Source organism: Pseudomonas yangonensis (assembly GCF_009932725.1).
Taxonomy (GTDB): Bacteria; Pseudomonadota; Gammaproteobacteria; order Pseudomonadales; family Pseudomonadaceae; genus Aquipseudomonas; species Aquipseudomonas yangonensis.
In genome coordinates this window covers 1-295 of sequence record NZ_BLJU01000126.1, presented here as the reverse complement: position 1 = coordinate 295, position 295 = coordinate 1, and the positions used below count along the sequence as shown (strand labels likewise).

At 35.9% G+C, this 295-nt stretch carries 1 protein-coding gene; it reads left to right on the top strand.

The window, feature by feature from the left end:
* Window positions 1-190, top strand: a 190-nt coding sequence (locus GYB81_RS23780; RefSeq protein WP_161897998.1) for a FimD/PapC C-terminal domain-containing protein, incomplete at its 5' end; no start/stop codon positions are given.
* Between the last annotated feature and the right edge of the window lie 105 nt (window positions 191-295).

Sequence of the window (295 nt, the reverse complement as noted above, 5' to 3'; positions counted from 1 at the left end):
TGATGAAGGGGCGGTAAGAGGAATGGTCGGACAAGGAGGGCAAGTTTATGCCCGAATTAACCATAATTCAGGAAGACTACTTATTCGTTGGGGAAAAAGTGTTAATCAATATTGTCGAGTTCCTTACCAGATTGATTTACATTCATCTAAAAAGGTGATTTATCTAACGACAATTTGTGAGGATAAATAAGCCATGTTGTATTTTCACCGAATGTTACTATTAGTCATTTGTTTCATTAGTCTGATCTTTAGCGTTGGAAGCAAAGCGGTATGTATTAAGGTAACAGATAATAAT